General features: G+C 62.0%; 19 protein-coding genes. 14 read left to right on the forward strand and 5 right to left on the reverse strand.

Annotated features, from left to right (window positions below):
• Window positions 1-53: 53 nt before the first annotated feature.
• The 14 genes from dinG (at window position 54) to FE782_RS07180 (ending at window position 14,553) form a co-directional block, all read left to right on the forward strand.
• A complete protein-coding gene (gene dinG / locus FE782_RS07115; protein WP_138193368.1) occupies window positions 54-2,948 on the forward strand; it encodes an ATP-dependent DNA helicase DinG in 2,895 nt (964 codons plus the stop codon).
• Complete coding sequence (locus tag FE782_RS07120) at window positions 2,945-3,589, forward strand: redox-sensing transcriptional repressor Rex (RefSeq protein WP_138193369.1); 645 nt, start codon at window positions 2,945-2,947, stop codon at window positions 3,587-3,589. Before dinG ends, FE782_RS07120 begins: the two co-directional genes overlap by 4 nt.
• Window positions 3,586-4,890, forward strand: coding sequence for an amidohydrolase (locus tag FE782_RS07125; protein WP_138193370.1), 1,305 nt, complete (start codon window positions 3,586-3,588; stop codon window positions 4,888-4,890). The genes FE782_RS07120 and FE782_RS07125 overlap by 4 nt, the downstream gene beginning before the upstream one ends.
• A 7-nt stretch (window positions 4,891-4,897) precedes the next feature.
• On the forward strand, window positions 4,898-5,434 hold the full coding sequence (locus FE782_RS07130; RefSeq protein ID WP_138193371.1) for a cell wall elongation regulator TseB-like domain-containing protein: 537 nt from the start codon (window positions 4,898-4,900) through the stop codon (window positions 5,432-5,434).
• A gap of 302 nt (window positions 5,435-5,736) precedes the next feature.
• Window positions 5,737-6,270 (forward strand): hypothetical protein, encoded by a 534-nt coding sequence (locus FE782_RS07135; RefSeq protein WP_138193372.1) that lies wholly within the window; start codon window positions 5,737-5,739, stop codon window positions 6,268-6,270.
• Entirely contained in the window at window positions 6,263-7,768 is a 1,506-nt protein-coding gene (locus FE782_RS07140) for an AAA family ATPase (RefSeq protein WP_138193373.1), read from the forward strand. The genes FE782_RS07135 and FE782_RS07140 overlap by 8 nt, the downstream gene beginning before the upstream one ends.
• Window positions 7,769-7,846: 78 nt before the next feature.
• On the forward strand, window positions 7,847-8,722 hold the full coding sequence (locus FE782_RS07145) for a 3-hydroxyacyl-CoA dehydrogenase family protein (protein ID WP_138193374.1): 876 nt from the start codon (window positions 7,847-7,849) through the stop codon (window positions 8,720-8,722).
• Window positions 8,719-9,915 (forward strand): acetate/propionate family kinase, encoded by a 1,197-nt coding sequence (locus FE782_RS07150; RefSeq protein ID WP_138193375.1) that lies wholly within the window; start codon window positions 8,719-8,721, stop codon window positions 9,913-9,915. Before FE782_RS07145 ends, FE782_RS07150 begins: the two co-directional genes overlap by 4 nt.
• 58 nt (window positions 9,916-9,973) lie before the next feature.
• The gene (gene asnS / locus FE782_RS07155) at window positions 9,974-11,284 is read left to right on the forward strand and encodes an asparagine--tRNA ligase (protein WP_138193376.1); all 1,311 of its coding nucleotides are present in this window, start codon (window positions 9,974-9,976) and stop codon (window positions 11,282-11,284) included.
• Between the two features lie 21 nt (window positions 11,285-11,305).
• Window positions 11,306-12,043, forward strand: a complete 738-nt coding sequence (locus tag FE782_RS07160; RefSeq protein WP_238392373.1) for a DnaD domain-containing protein — start codon at window positions 11,306-11,308, stop codon at window positions 12,041-12,043.
• Between the two features lie 162 nt (window positions 12,044-12,205).
• Window positions 12,206-12,463 carry a DUF2164 domain-containing protein gene (locus tag FE782_RS07165; protein WP_138193377.1) on the forward strand — a complete coding sequence of 86 codons (258 nt, stop codon included), beginning with the start codon at window positions 12,206-12,208 and terminating at the stop codon, window positions 12,461-12,463.
• The gene (locus tag FE782_RS07170; protein ID WP_138193378.1) at window positions 12,460-13,131 is read left to right on the forward strand and encodes an alpha/beta hydrolase; all 672 of its coding nucleotides are present in this window, start codon (window positions 12,460-12,462) and stop codon (window positions 13,129-13,131) included. The genes FE782_RS07165 and FE782_RS07170 overlap by 4 nt, the downstream gene beginning before the upstream one ends.
• Window positions 13,131-13,862 carry a DUF1361 domain-containing protein gene (locus FE782_RS07175; RefSeq protein ID WP_158299277.1) on the forward strand — a complete coding sequence of 244 codons (732 nt, stop codon included), beginning with the start codon at window positions 13,131-13,133 and terminating at the stop codon, window positions 13,860-13,862. The genes FE782_RS07170 and FE782_RS07175 overlap by 1 nt, the downstream gene beginning before the upstream one ends.
• Before the next feature lies 1 nt (window position 13,863).
• Window positions 13,864-14,553: a VC0807 family protein gene (locus tag FE782_RS07180; RefSeq protein ID WP_338016885.1), complete on the forward strand. Its 690-nt coding sequence runs from the start codon at window positions 13,864-13,866 to the stop codon at window positions 14,551-14,553.
• A 12-nt stretch (window positions 14,554-14,565) separates the two neighbouring features.
• On the opposite strand, the gene mtnB is transcribed toward FE782_RS07180, so the two are convergent.
• The 5 genes from mtnB to FE782_RS07205 form a co-directional block, all read right to left on the reverse strand.
• Entirely contained in the window at window positions 14,566-15,201 is a 636-nt protein-coding gene (mtnB, locus tag FE782_RS07185; RefSeq protein WP_138193381.1) for a methylthioribulose 1-phosphate dehydratase, read from the reverse strand.
• Between the two features lie 14 nt (window positions 15,202-15,215).
• A complete protein-coding gene (locus FE782_RS07190) occupies window positions 15,216-15,926 on the reverse strand; it encodes a 2-hydroxy-3-keto-5-methylthiopentenyl-1-phosphate phosphatase (protein WP_439116426.1) in 711 nt (236 codons plus the stop codon).
• A gap of 1 nt (window position 15,927) precedes the next feature.
• Window positions 15,928-17,172, reverse strand: coding sequence for a 2,3-diketo-5-methylthiopentyl-1-phosphate enolase (locus FE782_RS07195; RefSeq protein ID WP_138193382.1), 1,245 nt, complete (start codon window positions 17,170-17,172; stop codon window positions 15,928-15,930).
• A gap of 136 nt (window positions 17,173-17,308) precedes the next feature.
• Window positions 17,309-18,175: a pyrroline-5-carboxylate reductase gene (gene proC, locus FE782_RS07200; protein ID WP_138193383.1), complete on the reverse strand. Its 867-nt coding sequence runs from the start codon at window positions 18,173-18,175 to the stop codon at window positions 17,309-17,311.
• Between the two features lie 12 nt (window positions 18,176-18,187).
• Window positions 18,188-19,435: a glutamate-5-semialdehyde dehydrogenase gene (locus FE782_RS07205; RefSeq protein WP_138193384.1), complete on the reverse strand. Its 1,248-nt coding sequence runs from the start codon at window positions 19,433-19,435 to the stop codon at window positions 18,188-18,190.
• Between the last annotated feature and the right edge of the window lie 23 nt (window positions 19,436-19,458).

Raw genomic sequence — 19,458 nt, forward strand, 5'->3', positions numbered from 1 at the left:
ATCCTTAAAGGTACGAACGACAACGAATCGAAGACGAATGGGGTACCCTATAGATGAAATTTGCGGTTTTGGATTTGGAGACGACGGGCGAACAGCCGGGCCGCGACGAAATTATTCAGGTCGGCATCGTCATCGTGAACGACTTCGCGATCGAACGTACGTACGCATCCTTCGTTCGGCCAAGCGTCCCGATCCCGCCGTTCATCCGGTCCTTGACCGGAATTACGGACGAGATGGTGGCGGACGCCCCGGCGATGGACGACGTCGTGAACGAGATCGTTCCGCTGCTCGACGGCGCGGTGCTCGTCGCGCATAACGCGCCGTTCGACGTCGCGTTCTTGAAGCGCGCGCTCGCTTCGGCCGGGTATCCCGGCTACGACGGACGCATATTGGATACGCTCGATTGGCTGCGGGTGCTGTTCCCGACGTTGACGAGTTATCAGCTCGGCTTCGTCGCGAACGCCTTCGGCATCGCGCACGACCGTCCGCACCAAGCGGACAGCGACGCGGAGGCGACGGCGGAAATATGGGTTCGATGCATGGAGAAGCTGTTCTCGCTGCCGCTCATGACGCTGCAGCGGCTCGGCTTCTTGTTCGCGCATCCGGATTTCGCCTCGCAGCAGGATCAGGCGTGGTTCCTCGAGGAGGTCGTCGCCTGGAAGGAGAGCGCGGAGGAGCCCGGAACCCCGACGCGGTCCCACCGGCAATTCGCGCTCGGGGTCGACGACTGGACGACCGAGGAGGACCGGGATCGGGAGAAGTTCGAGGAGGACTTCGACGCATTCCAGGAAGCCTTGAAGCGGCGCATCCGGGAACGAATGCCCGATTACGAGGAGCGCCCCGCTCAGGAGCGCATGATGCAGGAAGTGTCGCAGTCGCTGAAGGACGAACGGCATCTCGTCATCGAAGCGGGCACGGGCACGGGCAAGTCGCTCGGCTATCTGATCCCGTCGATCCATTACGCGCTGCAGACCGGCGATAAGGTCGTCGTCAGCACGCATACGATCAACCTGCAGGAGCAGCTGCGGCAGAAGGAGCTGCCGATGCTGCACGAGCTGTCGCCGACCCCGTTCCGGTCCGCCGTGCTCAAGGGACGGAGCCATTACTTGTGCTTGCGTAAGTTCGAGGGCAAGGTAAACAATCAAGATTTTCCGAACGAACGGGAAGACCGCGTCATCGCCGCGCAGATGGTCGTCTGGCTCGGCGAGACGAAGCACGGCGACGAGGAGGAGCTGAACCTCGGACAGAAGGGCGGCGAGTTCTGGAGCCATGTCGCGTCCGACGCGGATTCGTGCTTGAACCGAGCTTGTCCTTGGTTCCGCAAGTGCTTTTACCACCGGGCCCGGAACGACGCGGGGGCGGCGGACGTCATCATAACGAATCATTCCTTATTATTCACGGACGTGAAAGCGGAGCATCGCATTCTTCCCGCCTACGGACGTCTCGTCGTCGACGAGGCGCATCATTTCGAGGATGTCGCCAGTCAGCATCTGGGCGTCGATCTGTCTTACTTTTCCATGGTGAGCGCTTTAACCTCCTTGTTGAAGGACAGCCGCTCCGGCCAGCTCCCGCTGCTCAAGTCGCTGCTCGAGCAGCATCCGAACGCGAAGACCGAAGGCTGGGGCGAGCGCATCGGCCAGCTGTTCCCCGACATCGTGAAGGTCAAGGAAAATTGGGACGAACTGTTCGATGCGCTGTACGACCGATTCATCGCGCGCGCGGCCGCGGGGCAGAGCGAGGGCGGGTCGGTCACGGTTCGTCTGAAGGCGGATAAGCTGCCTCACGATTGGAAGTCGTTCGTCGCGATGGAGGACAATTTGTTCTTGACGTTGACGAGCGTGCTGAAGGTGCTGGACCGACTCGTGACGGATGGGAAGGACGACGCGGAGGACTTCGGACTGGAAAGCTTGTTTACGGACCTGGCCGGCACGGTCAAGGACTTGTACAGGGCGCGCGACGCGTTGCGGCTGCTGCTGAAGGCGGACGACCCGAACATGGTGTATTGGATGGAAGCGACGCCGCACTTCAAGTCTCGCTCGCTGCGGTTATACGGGGCGCCGATCGACGTCTCGAGTTTGATGCGGGACTTCTTCTGGGAGCGCAAGGACGCCGTCGTCATGACGTCCGCGACGCTTACGGTCGAGAAGTCGTTCCAGTACGTCAAGTCGCAGCTCGGCTTGTCGGATCGGGACGAAGCGGAGGAGAAGCTGCAGACGGTGCAGCTGCCCTCGCCGTTCAAATACCGGGATCAAGCGTTGGTGCTCATCCCGAGAGACTTCCCGGGCTTCAAGGGCGCGAACGCGGATCCGCTGTTCATGGAACGGCTGATCGATTCGCTTCGCGACGCGGCCGTCGTGACGCACGGCAAGATGCTCGTTTTATTCACATCCCATAAGATGCTTAAGCTTGCCCACGGCCCGTTGAGGGAGGCGCTGCAGCCGCATGGCATTCACGTCCTCGGACAAGGGGTCGACAGCGGCAATCGGAGCAAGCTGACGCGGCTGTTCATGCAAGCGGGCTCCGCCGTGCTGCTTGGCACGAGCTCCTTCTGGGAGGGGGTCGACATTCCGGGCGACGCGCTGACGTGTCTCGCGATCGTTCGCCTTCCGTTCCAGCCCCCGAACCATCCGATGGTGGAGGCGAAGAGCGAATACCTGAAAGCCCAGGGCGAAAATCCGTTCACGAAGCTGTCGGTGCCGCAAGCGGTCATTCGCTTCAAGCAAGGCTTCGGGAGGCTCGTCCGTACGGCGAAGGATCGGGGCGTCGTGCTCATTTACGACACGAGGGTCATCGAGACGTCGTACGGGAAGCACTTCTTGTATTCGCTGCCCGGGCCGAAAATCGAGCATTTGCCGAGCGAGTCGATCCCCGGTCGGATGCGGGATTGGCTGGAAGCGCCGGGCGCGGAGACAGGGAACGGATCCTCGGGAAAGGTGGAAACGACATGAAGTTTCCTAAAATATCGGAAGCGGTCGTCCGCCGTCTGCCGATGTATCTTCGATTTTTGAACGAGCTCGCGAAGAGCGACGTCCAGACGGTATCGTCCCAGGATTTAGGGAGGCGTTTGGATCTGAATCCGGCCCAGATCCGCAAGGACCTCGCGTACTTCGGCGAATTCGGGAAGAAGGGCATCGGGTACGACGTCGGTTATTTGGTCGAGAAGATCCGCGGCATCTTGAAGCTGGATCAAGAAATCCGCGTCGCGCTCGTCGGCGCGGGCAACCTTGGTCAGGCGCTATGCAATTATAACGCGTATTTGAAGGACAATATGCGGATCTCCGCCGTGTTCGACGCGAATCCGAATCGGATCGGCGACCGCATCAACCAACTGTCCGTTCAGCCGATGGAAGAGCTCGTGCGGACGGTCCGGGAGCAGCATGTGCGCATCGGCATCATTACGGTGCCTGCGACGGAAGCGCAGCGCGTGGCGGACCAATTCGTGGAAGCGGGCGTGGAAGGCATTATGAATTTCGCTCCGGCGATCATTAAGGTGCCTTCCCAGATCCGCGTTCATTACGCGGATTTCACGATCGAGCTGCAGAGCTTGGCGTATTATTTGAACCGGGGCGAAACGGAGGAAGAAGAATGACGAAACGTACGGTGATCCGAGGCGGAACGTTCCTGACGATGGCGGAAGGCGCGGAGGGAACGACCGCGTTCGCGGGAACGCTGACGATGCGGGGGGACCGCATCGAATACATAGGCGCGGCGGACGTCGAGGTCGCGCCCGACGACGAGGTGATCGACGGCGCGGGCAAGCTGTACATGCCAGGCCTCGTGAATACGCATGGCCATGCGGCGATGTCGCTGCTGCGCGGTCTGAAGGACGACGTGAGCCTGCAGGTTTGGCTGCAAGAGTATATGTGGCCGACCGAAGCGAAGTTTACCGCGGCGAGCGTCCGAGCGGGAACGATGCTGGCGATGCTGGAAATGCTGAAATCGGGCACGACGACGTTCATGGATATGTACGACCATATGGATCAAGTGGCGGAAGCGGTGGAAGAAGCGGGTATGCGCGCCTGCCTCAACCGCGGGGTCATCGGTTTGTGCCCTGAAGACGTACAGCGCGCGAAGCTGGACGAGGCGATCCGGTTCGCGAAGACGTGGAACGGCGCGGCCGACGGCCGCATCACGACAGCGATGGCGCCGCATGCGCCGTATACGTGTCCGCCGGAATTCATCGCGAAGTTCGTCGAGGCGGCGCATGAATTGAATTTGCCGATCCACACGCATATGTCGGAGACGGCGCGCGAGGTGGAAGAGAACGCCGCCGCCTACGGCGTTCGACCGGTCGAGCATCTGCGGAGGCTCGGCGTGTTCTCGCGTCCGTGTCTCGTCGCGCACGGCGTGCACCTGACGGACGAAGAGATCGACATCCTGGCGGAGCACGGCGTCGGCGTCTCCCATAATCCCGGCAGCAACCTGAAGCTGGCGAGCGGCATCGCTCGCGTGACGGCGCTGCGGCAGGCGGGCGTCCGCGTCTCGCTCGGCACGGACAGCGCGGCCAGCAACAATAACTTGGACATCTTCCGGGAGATCCGCCTAGCGGCGCTCATCCACAAGGGCGTCAGCGGCGACCCGACGGCCGTGCCGGCCGGCGACGCGCTGCGGATGGGCACCGTCGAAGGGGCGCGTTCGCTCTGGTTGAACGACGTCGGCACGCTCGAGGCCGGCATGAAGGCGGACGTCGTCGCGATCGACGTGACGGCGCCTCATTACCAGCCGGAGGCCGATCTCGTATCGCATCTCGTGTACGCCGGCTCCGGCTCGGACGTGACGGACGTCTGGGCGAACGGGAAGCGGCTCGTTCGCGGTCGCCGCTGTCTGACGCTCGACGAAGAGCGCATCGTCGCCGAGGCGAACGCGGCGCTGCGACGCCTGAAAGCGTAGGCGCCGCATGGCCGAACGATTCATGAGCGAGAGCTCGTCGAACCGGCGCCGAGCGCTCCAGGCGACCGCTATCGCGATCGTCTTGATCGGCGCGATCGGGCTGTTCGGCAGCCGGTTTTACCAGACCGTGCAGGAGCCTCATTGGGATGCGTTAAGCCGGGCTCAAGCGGAAGCGGTACAGCGGCTGAACCTGACGCGCGTCGATTTCGTCGAACGATTCGTCGGGGACCGGCCGTACTCGGTCGTCTTCGGCGCGAACGCGAACGGCGAAGACGTCGCGGTATGGATGTGGGGCGAAGACGGCTTGCATATCGAACGGCAGCAGGACGGCCTGACGCGCGATGAGGTGAAGGCGCTCGCGCTGAAGGAGCGGCCGGAGATGCAGCTGCTGCGGATTTCGCCCGGGAAGCTTGGCGAGACGTACGTTTGGGAAGTGTTCTACGCGTTGCGGGAGCCCGGCGGAACGAGGAAATATTACGATTATTACTCGTTCCGGGACGGCGCGAAACTTGAAACTTACCGCCTTGCGCTGGAACGAGAGTAAGCCGGCGCAGGATGCCGGCGCTGCGAACGGAGGACGAGCGACGCGTGAAGTGGTCGTGGAAGACGAAAATATGGTTCGCGCTGACGGTGCTGTTCGGCGCGTTGTTGATCGCAAGCTTCTTTTATAAACCGTAACGAAGGCCGTCCCGATCACCCGATCGGGGCGGCTTTTTCATGCCGGCGAGATGCCGATTTCGCCGGGCGCCGGGTCGCCTTCCACACATTGCATCCCATTTCGTATGCCTATTATGATATACTCTCATATATACGAAATCGATAGATACTAGAAAGGGGGACGAAGTGTTGAAACTGCGTCTCTTACCTGTTGTTATAACGATCGTCGTGTCGTCCGGCGTCTTGTTCGGCGGTTGGTTCGCCTATGAATCGATCGCGATGGAAGACCCGTTCTTGGAGAAGGTCGCCGCCGTGGAAGGCATCGCGGATCCCGTCGTCGAGATCGAACGGGAGCGTGCGATCGTTCGCGCGACGATCGAGCCGGGCGCCAGCCTGCGCCAAGCGTATCGCGGCATCGTGGAGGCGGGAGCCTCGTCCCTCGGAGACCGCGACATCGTCGTGGAGGCTTCGGGCGAAACGAGCGAGAAGCTCGAAGATTGGTGGTCCGAAGCGTTGTTCGACGTCGCCCAAGCGATGGAGACGAAGCAATATTCGCTCATTCCGCAGCGTCTTCGCGAGCTTGCGAAGGCGGACGGCTCGCTCCAAGTACAGACCGAAATGGACGAAAAGAACGTATATATCACGTTGGTGGACGGCCCGAACAGCAAGCATGTCGTTTTGCCGCGACAGCCGGCGATAATGGGGGTGTGGCCGAATGAGTAAATACGGCAAAGAAATCGCGATCGGCTTCCTTCCCGTCTTGCTCGCCTTCCTCGTCTTCATCGGGGTCAATCCGATTCCGGTGCTGCTCGTCGGCGTCATCGGCGGCTCGCTTTTCCTAATGACGCGCATGCGGACCGGAGGCGGTCTCGGCATGGGCGAACGGAACAAGCCGAAGGCGAAACTTCCGACGTTCCTTACGTTCGATCATATCGGAGGGCAGGACCGGGCGAAGAAAGAGCTGATCGAGGCGCTCGATTTCCTCGTCAAGCCGGAGCAGATTCAGAAGTTCGGCATTCGCCCGTTGAAGGGCATCTTGCTGATGGGTCCTCCCGGAACGGGAAAGACGCTGATGGCGAAGGCGGCCGCGCATTACACGGACAGCGTCTTCGTCGGGGCGAGCGGCTCCGAATTCGTCGAGATGTACGTCGGCGTCGGCGCGTCCCGCGTTCGGGATATGTTCAAGGAAGCGCGTCAGAAAGCGATCAAGGAAAATAAGCAAAACGCGATCATCTTCATCGACGAGATCGACGTCGTCGGCGGCAAGCGCGACGGCGGGCAGCAGAAGGAATACGACCAGACGCTGAACCAGCTGCTGACCGAGATGGACGGCCTTCATACGTCGGAGACGCCTCGAATCCTGATCATGGCGGCGACGAACCGTAAGGACATGCTCGACTCCGCGCTCCTCCGTCCGGGCCGCTTCGACCGGCACATTCAGGTCGACCTGCCCGACGCGAAGGGACGTCTCTCGATCCTCGAGCTTCATGCGCGCAATAAGCCGCTGGCGGAAGGCGTATCCTTGCAGAAGATCGCGGACCAGACATTCGGCTTCTCCGGCGCACAGCTCGAGAGCTTGATGAACGAGGCGGCGATCTACGCGATGCGGGAAGGCCGCGAGACGATCGATGAGAGTCAGCTGCTCCAAGCGATCGACAAAGTCATGATGGGCGAGAAGACGGACCGCGAGGCCGCGGCGGAGGAACGCGAACGAGTAGCGATTCACGAACTCGGGCATGCTATCGTTGCCGAGACGGTACGTCCTGGCTCCGTCTCCCAAGTGGCGCTCAGCCCGCGGGGACAGGCGCTCGGGTACGTGCGGCACAACCCGCCGTCCGACAAGTATTTGTACACCAAGGCGTACTTGGAAGACCAGATCATGGTGGCGATCGGCGGTTCGGCCGCGGAAGAGCTGTTTTACGGCGAACGAAGCACCGGCTCTCGCAACGACTTCGAGCAAGCGCTCGGCCTCGTGCGCACGATGATCGACTCCGGTCTTACCGACCTCGGCATCGTAGATTCGCAGATGCTGACCAAAGAAGAGTATAATAAAGCGAACGGCGAAATCTTGGACGCGTTAACGAAGCGGACGCGGGAGCTGCTGGCCGCCCGCCGCGAGGTGTTCGAGCAGTCGCTCGACATTCTGAAGCGGGAAGAGACGTTGTCGGGAGACCGGTTTCGTGATCTTCTTCACAGCGTGGAGCTCCAGCCTGCCGGATAATAGAGTCGTTCATAATGCTCCGGGTGCGCGCATGACGCGCATGCGGAGTATCTTCATACATACATGGGGTGGAAGAGAATGGCAGCGTTTAAGAAAATCGGCGTGATCGGCGCGGGCACGATGGGGCAAGCGATCGCTTCGATGCTCTCGCACAAAGGATTGGACGTCTACATAGCGGAAAAGACGCAAAGCAAAATGGAACACGGCCTAAAGGCGATCGAAATGAGTCTCGATAAGCAAATCGAGAAGTGGGCGCTCACCGCGTCGGAGAAGAAGGTCATCCTCTCCCGCATTCATCCGATCCTCGATCTCGGTCGACTGTCGGAGTGCGAGCTCGTGATCGAGACGATAAGCGAAGATTTGGACGCCAAGAAGGCCGTATTCCAGACGATCGGGGACATCTGCGGCGAAGACGTCGTGCTCGCCACGAATACGTCTACGCTGTCCGTCACCGAATTGGCCGGCGCGACGCGTTATCCGAAACGGGTCATCGGGCTGCACTTCATTCATCCGGTGTCCAATATCGACATGGTGGAAATTATACGAGGATTGCAGACGACCGACGAGACGTTCGACCGGACCAAGGCGTTCGTGGAAGAGGTCATCTCGAAGAAGGGGATTCTCGTGTACGAGACGCCCGGCTTCGTTACGACGCGGCTCATCTGCACGCTGATCAACGAAGCGGTGCATACGCTGTCCGAAGGCGTCGCTTCCGCGGAAGACATCGATTCCGCCATGCGGCTCGGGTACGGCTTTAAGTACGGGCCGCTCGAAATGTGCGACCGGTTCGGCCTCGATTCCGTGTTGGCCGCGCTCGAGCGCATGTTCCGAGATTACGGCGACTTGAAATATCGCCCGGCGGTGCTGCTTCGCAAGATGGTCCGCGCCGGACAGCTCGGGGCGAAGACCGGTTCGGGTTTCTTCCGTTACGACGAGGATGGTGATAAAATATGAAGGTGCTCGTCATTAACGCCGGCAGCTCGTCGCTCAAATATCAGCTGTACGATATGAAGGACGAATCGGTGCTCGCCGCCGGCCGCGTGGAGCGGATCGGCATGGATACGGCCATCCTCACGCACGAACCGACGGGGAAAGCCGAAGTGCGCGAGGTCAGCGAAATATTGGACCACACGACCGCCATCCGCAAGGTGCTCGGCTTGCTCGTACATAAGGAACACGGCGTGCTCGATTCCATCGCCGACATCGAGGCCGTCGGCCATCGCGTCGTGCACGGCGGGGAATCGTTCCGCGAGTCCGCGATCGTGACGCCCGAGGTGAAGCAGGAGATCAAGCGGCTGTTCGATCTGGCGCCGCTGCACAACCCCGCGCATATGATGGGGATTCAAGCGGTGGAGTCGAACCTGCCCGACGTGCCGCAAGCGGTCGTCTTCGATACGGCGTTCCACCAGACGATGGACCGGAACGTGTATTTGTACCCGATTCCGCTGGCCCTCTACCGCAGACATAAGATCCGGAAATACGGCTTCCACGGCACGTCCCATATGTACGTCAGCCGACAAGCGGCGGCGTTCCTCGGTCGACCGATCGAAGAGATGAAGATCGTGACCTGCCATATCGGCAACGGGGCGAGCGTCACCGCGGTGAAGGGCGGTCGATCCGTCGACACGTCGATGGGCATGACGCCGCTCGAAGGCTTGATGATGGGAACGCGGAGCGGGGATCTCGATCCGGCGGTCGTCCCGTTCGCCATGGGCAAGGAGGATCTTACGATCGGCGAAGTCAGCTCGATGTTGAACAAGCATAGCGGCTTGCTTGCCATATCCGGCATGGGGGACATGCGCGAGGTGCAGGACGCGATGGAGAACGGCGACGCGAACGCGAAGCTCGCGTTCGAGATGTACGAATACCGGCTGCGCAAGTATATCGGCGCTTATGCGGCGGCGATGAACGGTCTCGACGCGATCGTCTTCACGGCGGGCGTCGGGGAAAATTCATGGCTGCTCCGGGCGCGGACGTGCCTGAACCTGTCGTATCTCGGCGTCGAGCTCGACCCCGAGGCGAACCTGGTTCGGTCCAAGGAGGCGCGCCGCATCTCGACGGCGAACTCCAAGATCGACGTGCTCGTCGTGCCGACGAACGAAGAGCTCGTCATCGCGCGGGACACGTACGAGCTGGTCAAAAAGTAGCGCCGGGCGCGCGGGCGCGGGACATATCATTTTCATAGGTAAAGTAGGGATCGATGGCATGAATCAAGCAGAGGCGAACCAAACGACGATTCGGGACGTGGCGGCGCATGTCGGCCAAACCGTCCGCATCGGATGCTGGCTGACCCGCAAGCGGTCCAGCGGCAAAATTCAATTCCTGCAGCTGCGCGACGGCACGGGATTCATTCAAGGCGTCGCGGCGAAAAACGAAGTCGACGAAGCGACATGGGCGGCGGCCGATCGGCTGACGCAAGAGTCGTCGCTGTGGGTGACGGGCGTCGTCCGGGAAGAGCCTCGCAGCCCAAGCGGCTACGAGCTGTCCGTGACGGGGGTCGAGATCATTCATTTGACGTCCGATTACCCGATCACTCCGAAGGAGCACGGGATCGACTTCTTGATGGACCATCGTCATCTGTGGCTCCGGTCGCCGAAGCAGCACGCGGTCATGACGACTCGCGCGACGATCGTGCGGGCGATCCAAGAGTTCTTCGACACGCGCGGGTTTACGCAGGTCGACGCGCCGATCCTGACGCCGACGTCCGCGGAAGGCACGACGAATTTGTTCCATACGAAGTATTTCGACGAGGACGCGTTCCTGACGCAGAGCGGTCAGCTCTACATGGAAGCGGCCGCGATGGCGCTCGGCAAGGTATACTCGTTCGGGCCGACGTTCCGGGCGGAGAAGTCGAAGACGCGCAGACATTTGATCGAATTTTGGATGATCGAGCCGGAGATGGCGTTCGTCGACCATGAAGAAAATCTCCGCGTGCAGGAGCAATTCGTCTCCCACGTCGTGCAGACGGTTCTCGCCAAGAACGCCAAGGAGTTGGCGACGCTCGAGCGGGATACGTCGAAGCTCGAGAAGGCGCTCGCGCCGTTCCCGCGCATTACGTACGACGATGCTGTGAAGTTCCTGAATGCGAACGGTTTCCCCGAGTTCGTCTGGGGCGAAGATTTCGGGGCGCCGCACGAAACGGCGATCGCCGAAAGCTACGAGAAGCCGGTGTTCATTACGCATTATCCGACGTCGCTGAAGGCGTTCTACATGAAGCCGGACCCGGACCGTCCGGACGTCGTGCTGTGCGCCGATCTGATCGCGCCGGAAGGCTACGGCGAAATCATCGGCGGCTCGCAGCGAATCGACGATCCGGCGCTCATGGAGCAGCGGTTCGACGAGCATCATCTTTCGAAAGAGACGTATTCTTGGTATTTGGATTTGCGGAAGTACGGCTCCGTGCCGCATTCGGGCTTCGGACTCGGTCTCGAGCGCACGGTCGCTTGGATTTGCGGTCTGGACCACGTGCGCGAGACGATTCCGTTCCCGCGCCTCTTATACCGCTTGTACCCGTAAGAGGAACGGAGGGGGAACGTTGTGACGGATACGGAATCGTACCGCGCGGGGCTTCGAGCCGGATTGCGGCTGGGCACGGTTTCCGTGCCCGGCATGCTGCTGCGCGGCTACGCAAGGCTCGGACTGTCGGAAATCGAAGCGATGCTGCTCGTTCACCTGTTATATTACGCGGAGCGGGAACAGACCCTCTTCCCGACGCCGGACCAGCTGTCGTCCCGGATGTCCACGACGCCGGACCGAGTGCTCGCGGCAATCGAGCGCTTCGTTCGCGAAGGGTTCGTGTCGATCGAGGACGACGTGGACGAAGCGACCGGCGTTCGGAGCGAACGGTACGACTTGTCGCCGCTCTACGATAAGCTGGCAGCCGCTTGGCTGGAGGAGCCGGAGCTCGACGCGTACGCCGCTTCGGCGGCGACGGACGGCGCTTACGGGTCGGCGGAGTCCCGAAGGGAAACCGCCGCCGCCGCGGCGCCGCGGGGACGAGAAACGGCGGCGACCCGGCGGAAGGACTTATTCACCGTCTTCGAGAGCGAATTCGCCCGTCCGCTGTCGCCCATGGAATACGAGACGATCGTCGGCTGGCTCGACCAAGACCGATATTCCGACTCGCTGATCATGACGGCGCTGAAAGAAGCGGTATTCGCGGGGAAGGTGCACTTCCGGTATATCGACAGAATCTTAATGGAATGGCAGCGCAATCGCATTACGACGCCGGAGGAAGCGAAGGCGTATACCGAACGGTTCCGGGGCGGGCGATAACGTCGGCGCTCCGGTCCGATTTTCAGCATTAGAAGACCGAACCGTCCGCGGGTCGGCACGTCGCCTAGACGTCGCCGGTCCGCGGACGGTTTTTTCGCGCCCGGTCGGGTGTGGTAAAATGAGGGAAGCTTACCAGCTTATCGACATAGGAGTGGATCCCGGATGATGACCCTAAAGCTGCCTAGAGAACAAAAAGAAACGATGATCGCGGCGGTGCAGGCGTATTTCGAGACGGAGCGGGGCGAGTCGATCGGCTCGATCGCGGCGGAAGGATTCGCCGACTTCATGATCGGCGCCATCGGCCCGCACCTCTACAATCAAGCGGTTCAGGACGCGCGTCGAACCGTCAACGAACGGCTCGCGTCGGTCGAGGACGACTTGTATGCCCTTGAGAAGCCGCTCCCTCGGCTCGGCCGATGAAGAGCGGGCGCGTCTGCTTGCTGCTGCACGGCTTCACGGGGGGGCCGTACGAAGTGCGCCCGCTCGCTGAACACTTGGAATCGCGCGGCTGGACGTGCAAGGTGCCGACGCTGCCCGGACATGACGGGCCGCTGCGCGACCTGTACCACACCAGGTACGAGGAGTGGGTGCTGGCCGCCGCGGCGATCGCCGGGGAGCTGACGGAGCGGCACGGGAGCTTCGACCTCGTCGGCTTCAGCATGGGCGGCTTGATCGCGGCGTACCTCGCGAATCGGTTCCCGGTGCGGCGCATGGCGCTGCTGAACGCGGCCGTTCATTACGTGAGCCCCGGCAGATTCGTTCGCAACGCGGTAAGGGTGCTGCGCTCCGGCGAAATTCGGGAGCTTCGATCGAAGCGGGAGACGCCGGTCGGGGCGGTCATCGAATTCGCGAAGCTGGTTCGAAGGCTGAAGCCCGAGATCGCCAAAATCCGAACGCCGACCTTCATCGCGCAAGGCGAGTTGGACGAAGTCGTTCACCCGCGGAGCGCCGTCTATATCGCTTCTCGCGTGAAAGGAGAGAAGACGATGACGGTGTACCCGCATTCGCGGCACATGTTATGCTTCGAGCCGGACGCTACGTACGTGTTCCGGCACGTGGAACGATTTTTTTCGGAGGGGGACCGGTAATGCGCGCGACTTCCGCTTTGAGTCCGCTCGGCAACGCCAGGGTCGCCGGACTGCTGGTTTTGCTGTCGCTCGGCTGCTTCGCGATGGTATGTTTTCGGCCGATCGTCTCGGGCGATCGGCTTTTCCTTTTTATGCTTTGGAATTTGTTTCTCGCGTGGCTGCCGTATGCGGCGTCGGTCGCGGCTACCATAATCGCGGGAGGCGGCAACGGTAACGGCGGCAGCGGCGGACGCGGCCGGAAGGCGCCGGGCGTCGCAGCGACCGTGCTCGTACTCGGTCTCGGCGCGCTCTGGCTGCTGTTCTTGCCCAACAGTACGTATTTAACGACGGACTTCATTCATCTCGTCGCGGGGCGTCATCGTTACGTCGATCGCGGCGAATTCGGATATCTCGTCTGGTTCGATATCGTCCTCTTTTTCCTCTTCGCTTGGTGCGGCGTCTTTCTGGCGTATTTGTCGACGTATCAATTCCAGCGGCTCGTCGCGATCCGATTCGGGCGGCCGGCCGGATGGGCGTTCGTCGGGGCGGTATCGCTGCTGACCGGCTACGGCGTCTTTCTCGGCAGAATCGTCCGGCTGAACAGCTGGGACGCTTGGGTGCGGCCGATGGAGTTGATCGGCGAAGTTTTGGGAAATCTACATTGGCGGGGGGCTTCGTTCAGCCTGCTCTTCGGCGTATTTATGGCGGTCACGTATTTGTTCTTGTACCATTTGCAGGAAGGCGATCGTTAGGGTGTTATGCGGGCCGGTCCATACATACACTGTATACGAACACGAGAGAAAGGGGACTTGCCTTACGAAGGGATCCGGAAAGCTCGTCGTTTTCGATCTAGCGTTCTATGCCGTCATGCCTTATGCGATCTGGATGATCACGCGGCATTCGCTCTCGGATTACCACGCGCTCCTGCTGTCCACCGTCCCCGGCTTCGTCTATACGATCGGCCGGTTCGCGAAAGAACGGAGCTGGAACGTCACCGGCATCTTCCTCATCGCCGCGCTGCTCATCGGCACGACCGTCGACCTGTTATCGGGCGATGCGGAGACGATGATCCTCAATAATATACGCACGCTGCTCGTCTTCGGCGTGTTCTTCCTCGCGACGATGCTGGCGAAGCGACCGATGGCGTTATACTTCTTCGCGGATACGGCGCGGGTGCTCGGTTGGCTGCCGGAACATGCCAGAGGCCGCGAACGACTTCGCGACGAGGAGCTCATGCCGTATTTTCAAGGCCTTACGTTTCTGTTCGCCTTGCGGTACGTCGCGATCGCGATCGTCAAGCTGGCGTTGTTTTCGATCCATGGGGTGGAGGGATACGCGTTGTTGATTTGGTGGCGGGTGGCGCTCAGCTGGGGCTTCGGCGCCCTCATCCTGCTGGCGTCGTTGTACGTCGCCGGCAGGGTGAGGAAACGCATCGAAGGGTAGTAGGACGCGAGGTTATTTCGTGAGCAGCAGGTACTTGTACCGATGCTCGAACAAAAACTCGAACGCCTCGAGATGGCGCTTCGCCTCGAACGCATTGGCGCCCCAGGCGTAGATGCCATGGTTTCGCAGCAAAATTCCGGGGATTCCGGGACGGATGGCGCCGGCCACCAGTTCCGCGATTCGCGGAATTTTCGCGTAATTGGGAAGAATCGGCACTTCGATCGACGCGTTCTCTTCCCAGATGTTGAACGCCTTGATGAGCTCGACGCCTTCGATCGGGACCGCCCCGAGCGACGCGTCGTACTCGGAGATGATGTTGTTATAGATCGTATGAACGTGGAAAATGGCGCCGCATCCCGTATGCTTATAAATTTCGCAATGGATGAGCGTCTCGGCCGACGGCTTCAGCCTCGTCGGCTCCGTCGGCAAACCTTCCTGATCGACGATCAGGAAGTCTTCCGGCGTATTCGCGGCTTTATCCTTGCCGCTCGCCGTGACGGCGAAGGCGAATCGCTCGGGCGAGTACTCGCCGACGCGGACGGACAGATTGCCGCTCGTGCCGGGGAACCAGCCGCGCGCGGCGAAGTCGGTTTTGACGGCGCGCAGCTCGGCGAACGCCGCCATTCGTTGTTCCAATGGCAAATTCATTAGAGATTCTCTCCTTACGAAGTTACGGATTCGGGAGCGCCCGGGTTCGCGAGCGTCTCCAGCACGCGGATGACGTCGAAGAACGTGTCGTATTCGTGATGCGGCAGCCCGAGCTCGCGGCATCGCGTCGCCAGATGCGATCTCGCGAACACGAGGTCGGCCAGCTTCGCGCCTTCGAAATCGGTAATGCTGTCGCCGATCAGCATGCGGAAGTAGCGGTCTTCGGGAAAACGGCGGATGACCCGCGTCTTGCACATCCCGCAATCGTTCTTACAGTGCTCGTCGCAAGGATGCGGCCACACGATTTCGATCCGCTCCCCGGCGAAATCCGCCGAATTGCAGAAGATGTGCGATTCCTCGATGTCGAACGGAGCGAGCAGCGGACGGAGGAAGAAGTCGATGCCGCCGCTCGTCACGTAGAACGGTATCTCCTTCTCCCGGCACAGCTTGAGCAGCTCGGCGAAGCCGGGTCGAATGCCGGCGGTGTTCAACACGTACTGCGTAATGTCTTCCTTCAGCGACGAAGGCAGCAGCGCGAACATCTCGCCGACGCCTTGGCGGATGCTCTTCGCCCCGGAGACGATGTCGTTCACGATCTGCTCGCAGCCGGGCGGGTCGAAGTGTTTCATAATCGCGACGATGTTGTCGCTCAGCGTAATCGTGCCGTCGAAGTCGCAGAAGACGATCGGCTGCTTGTCTTGGGGCACGGCGGTCGGACGGTTCAAGTTATTTCTTCACTCCCCATAGCTCGATAGCGGCTTTCAGTTGTTCGCGGCCGGGCTCCGCGGCGTAGGCTTCGAGTTCGACGCCTTGCAGCGCCGCGTCGATCGCCTGGCGGAACGCTTGTCCGCCCGCGGCCGTTCCCATCGGATGCCCGTGGATGCCGCCGCCCGCGTTCACGACCGAACGTACGCCGAAGTCTTCGAGCAGCAGCGGCACCAGCCCCGGATGGATACCGGCGGACGGGACCGGGAAGCTCGGCTTCAACGCCCCTTCGTGCCGCGTCAACGACTCGGCGATCGCGAGCGTCTCGTCCTTCGGCATGACGACGGAGCCGTACGGCGACGGGAAGAGGACGAGATCCGCGCCAGCGAGCCGCATCAGCTTGCCGAGCAAGAGCTGCGGCGCGACGCCGTAATGCCGCGGCGGATACATCGCGCCGGAGAACGCCGGATGCGCCGCGATCGGGACGTTGATGTCCGGGTCCTCGGCGAGCTCCTGCAGCGCGTCGAAGCCATAAGCGAGCACGTTGAACAAGAGCGCGTTCGCGCCGGCGTCGATCGCCTTCTTCGCCTGCGCCCTCAGCTGCGACGTGCGGCCGGTGACGTTCGCGGCGTACAACAGCTTCTGGCCCGTCTGCTTCGAAGCGTCCCGCGCCGCCGCCATGCACGCCTCGACGCGCTTCTCGATGGGAGTGAGCGGATTTTCGAACAAAATCTCGTCGTCCTTGATCAGGTCGACCCCGCCGAGCGCTTGTTGATAGAATTGCTCTTTCAGCTCCGGCAGCTCGTAGCCGACGACCGACTTGAAGATGCTCATCAGGAGCGGACGGTCATGAACGCCGAGCAGCTCCTGCACGCCGTGAATGCCGAACTTCGGGCCCGGGCATGTCTTGCGGAAGCCGTCCGATACGTCGAGGTCGAGCAGCCGGATGCGGCCGTCCATCGACAGCTTGCCGAACGCCGTGACAAGCAGCGCCGGGATGTCGCGGCTGAAGTTGACGTCCGGGTACGCGATCTTAATGTCCGCGTACCGCTCCGCCGCAAGGCTGCCCGGGGCCGCGCCGGCTTCGGGCTCGTGCACGTCGACCGATACGACTTGGCCGAGATGCTTCTCCATGTCTTTCTTCTTCGCTTCGGGCAGTTCCGTCCAGCTGCCGACCGTCAGGCCGACGGCGATGCCCGTCGCCTTCTTATGAAAATCCGCCTTCTCGTCGAACGCGCGATACGTCGCGGTGCAAAACGAGGTCATCGGAAACCACCGCCTTCGTTAGTTTGAACATCATTCCATTATACAAGAAAAAAAGGGAAGGGTAAATTTGGGCCGGGCGCAATAGAACCGCCCGGACGGCATGGAGGCCGGTCCGGGCGGTCGGAAGGGGCGTGGGTTATTCCTTCGCTTGCTGCAGCACCGACGTCGCGATGTCGTCGCCCATCTCGCCGGCGCGGGCGGCCGCGCGGCCGATCGCTTGCACGAGGCCGTCCCGGAAGCGGAACGACTCCAGATGCTGAATGGCGGCGAACGTCGTGCCGTTCGGCGACGTCACCTTGGCGCGGAGCGCGGCGGGGTCTTCGCCGGTCGATTCGACCATATGCGCCGCGCCGAGCACCGTCTGGACGACGAGCTCGCGCGCCTCCCGTTCGGTCAGTCCTCCCTGTACGCCGGCATCGATCATCGCTTCCATCAAGTAGTACACGTACGCCGGACCGGAGCCGGAGACGCCCGTGACGACATTAAGCAGCCCCTCTTCGAGCGGAACGGCTTTCCCGACCGCGCGCAGCATCTGCAGCGCCATCTCGCGCTGTTCGGCGGAGACGGAGGAGGAGAAGGCGATGCCCGTGGCGCCGAGGCCGATCGTCGAAGACGTGTTCGGCATCGTCCGGACGATCGGTTGGACGCGGCCGAGCAGCCGCTCGATCGTATCGATCGACAGTCCCGCCACGACCGACAGCAGCAGCTGCTCGGGCCGGAGGGCGTCCCGGAATTCGATCATAGCGGCGCCGACGTCCTTCGGCTTCATCGCGAGCACGACGATGTCGGCTTCCCGGACGAGCCGCTGCCGCTCCGCGTCGTCGTTCGTCTCCGGCACGCGGATGCCGTAGGCCGCCTTCAAGTCGTCCAAGCGGCTCCGGTTATGACGGTTCAGCACGACGACCGACAACGAACGGACGAGCTTCGCCTCGACGATGCCGCGCAGCAGCGCTTCGGACATCGAGCCGGCGCCGATGAAGGCGATCGTTTGTTCCTTAAGCATGGGGATTCTCCTCTACTGACGTATTTGGCCGTCTCCGACGACGATGTACTTGGACGACGTCAACGCCGGCAAGCCCATCGGACCGCGGGCGTGCAGCTTCTGCGTGCTGATGCCGATTTCGGCGCCGAAGCCGAATTCGAAGCCGTCCGTGAAGCGGGTGGAGGCGTTATGGTAGACCGCGGCCGCGTCGACCTCTTGCAGGAAGCGGCGCGCGTTCGCCTCGTCGTTCGTGACGATGCACTCGGAATGGCGCGTGCCGAAACGGTCGATATGCTCGAGCGCCGCGTCGAGATCGTCGACGACCTTCACGTTCAAGATGTAGTCGTTATACTCCGTCGCGTAGTCCTCGTCGCCGGCCGGCTTCATCCATGCGACGCGCGCTCTGGCGTCGTCGGATCCGCGCAGCTCCACGTTCCGTTCGCGGAACGCTTCGGCGAACGTCTCGAGATGGACCGCAGCGAAGTCGCGATGCATGAGCAGCGTCTCCATGCTGTTGCATACCGAGGGACGCTGCACCTTCGCGTTGAGCGCGATGTCGAGCGCCATGGCCGGTTCGGCCGACGCGTCGACGTACGTATGGCAGACGCCCGCGCCCGTCTCGATGACGGGCACCGTCGCGTTCTGTACGACCGTCCGGATGAGCGAGGCGCCGCCGCGCGGAATGACGCAGTCGAGCAGCCCGTTCAGCTTCAGCAACTCGTCGACGGAGCCGCGGCTCGGATCGTTCACGAGCTGCACCGCCTCCGGCGGCACGTCCGTCGCCGCGAGCGCGTCTTGGATCACTTCGACGATCTTGGCGTTGGAGGACAGGGCGGAGGAGCCGCCGCGGAGCAGCACCGCGTTGCCGGTCTTGAGGCACAGCGACGCCGCGTCGACGGTGACGTTCGGCCGCGCTTCGTAGATGATGCCGATCAGCCCGAGCGGCACGCGCACCTGACGGATGCGCAGGCCGTTCGGCCGCTCGATATCGGCGAGCGCTTCGCCGACAGGATCCGGCAGCGCCTCGACTTCCCGTACGCCGAGCGCCATCGCTTCGATCCGCTGCGGCGTCAGCGCGAGCCGGTCGAGCAGCGACGTCGACATGCCGCTATCGCGTCCTCGCGCTAAATCCTCCGCGTTCGCATCGACGATTTCGCCGCTTCGCGCGATCAGCGCGTCGGCGATGCTCCGCAGCGCGGCGTTCTTCGCCGCCGTCGAAAGACTTCCCATGCGGCTCGTCGTCCGCTTGGCGAGGGCCGCCTTATCTCTAACTTCGCTCATTCGTTCATTCCCCCGATTCGGTA

This window comes from Paenibacillus antri (genome assembly GCF_005765165.1).
Classification (GTDB): Bacteria; Bacillota; Bacilli; order Paenibacillales; family YIM-B00363; genus Paenibacillus_AE; species Paenibacillus_AE antri.

Bases quoted from the DNA above. Each gene is read 5' to 3' on its own strand.
- FE782_RS07175 (WP_158299277.1), top strand. From the start codon at position 13,131: ATGCGCGCGACTTCCGCTTTGAGTCCGCTCGGCAACGCCAGGGTCGCC.
- asnS (WP_138193376.1), top strand. From the start codon at position 9,974: ATGAATCAAGCAGAGGCGAACCAAACGACGATTCGGGACGTGGCGGCG.
- FE782_RS07120 (WP_138193369.1), top strand. From the start codon at position 2,945: ATGAAGTTTCCTAAAATATCGGAAGCGGTCGTCCGCCGTCTGCCGATG.
- FE782_RS07195 (WP_138193382.1), bottom strand. From the start codon at position 17,172: ATGACCTCGTTTTGCACCGCGACGTATCGCGCGTTCGACGAGAAGGCG.
- dinG (WP_138193368.1), top strand. From the start codon at position 54: ATGAAATTTGCGGTTTTGGATTTGGAGACGACGGGCGAACAGCCGGGC.
- proC (WP_138193383.1), bottom strand. From the start codon at position 18,175: ATGCTTAAGGAACAAACGATCGCCTTCATCGGCGCCGGCTCGATGTCC.
- FE782_RS07125 (WP_138193370.1), top strand. From the start codon at position 3,586: ATGACGAAACGTACGGTGATCCGAGGCGGAACGTTCCTGACGATGGCG.
- mtnB (WP_138193381.1), bottom strand. From the start codon at position 15,201: ATGAATTTGCCATTGGAACAACGAATGGCGGCGTTCGCCGAGCTGCGC.
- FE782_RS07150 (WP_138193375.1), top strand. From the start codon at position 8,719: ATGAAGGTGCTCGTCATTAACGCCGGCAGCTCGTCGCTCAAATATCAG.
- FE782_RS07145 (WP_138193374.1), top strand. From the start codon at position 7,847: ATGGCAGCGTTTAAGAAAATCGGCGTGATCGGCGCGGGCACGATGGGG.
- FE782_RS07205 (WP_138193384.1), bottom strand. From the start codon at position 19,435: ATGAGCGAAGTTAGAGATAAGGCGGCCCTCGCCAAGCGGACGACGAGC.
- FE782_RS07140 (WP_138193373.1), top strand. From the start codon at position 6,263: ATGAGTAAATACGGCAAAGAAATCGCGATCGGCTTCCTTCCCGTCTTG.
- FE782_RS07165 (WP_138193377.1), top strand. From the start codon at position 12,206: ATGATGACCCTAAAGCTGCCTAGAGAACAAAAAGAAACGATGATCGCG.
- FE782_RS07130 (WP_138193371.1), top strand. From the start codon at position 4,898: ATGGCCGAACGATTCATGAGCGAGAGCTCGTCGAACCGGCGCCGAGCG.
- FE782_RS07170 (WP_138193378.1), top strand. From the start codon at position 12,460: ATGAAGAGCGGGCGCGTCTGCTTGCTGCTGCACGGCTTCACGGGGGGG.